At 42.9% G+C, this 483-nt stretch carries 1 protein-coding gene; it reads left to right on the forward strand.

The window, feature by feature from the left end:
- The coding region (locus tag AC27HD_RS18865) for a hypothetical protein (RefSeq protein ID WP_487107814.1) at positions 1-391 on the forward strand (391 nt) is incomplete at its 5' end.
- Between the last annotated feature and the right edge of the window lie 92 nt (positions 392-483).

Raw genomic sequence — 483 nt, forward strand, 5'->3', positions numbered from 1 at the left:
GATACCCATAGGAGATTCAATGTCACAGGATAATTCTAGAGTTGCAATATTTGCATCAGCTGCCACAAGCGTTTTGGTTACAGCAATAGCCGGTCTGGTAACATACTATTCTAATGAAAGGGCACTTGAGTTCCAAAATCAGCTTTATGAAGTCCAACGAATAACTTCATATAACCAATTTGAGCTCAAGTTTATTGAGCTAGCAATGAATGCCTCTTCAGAAGAAGAGAAGACAAAACTAGTGGAAATCGGAGATGCCTTTTATTTTTGTAACAAAAATGAGTCTGGAGCCGCAAACAAACCAAATAATGATTGGTGGATGAATCTAAGAAAAGCTATTTCACCAGCAATGGCAGACCGGACAGCGCCCTGTTGGAATACAAGTATCTAACAAAACGCTCAACACGTTCCCTTCGGTCACTGGGACAGTAACGCGGGGCCGCTTCGCGATTATAGCCCCACGTCACTGCCCGTTAGCTTAGC

The organism is Alteromonas sp. 4NS20-0143 (assembly GCF_057542855.1).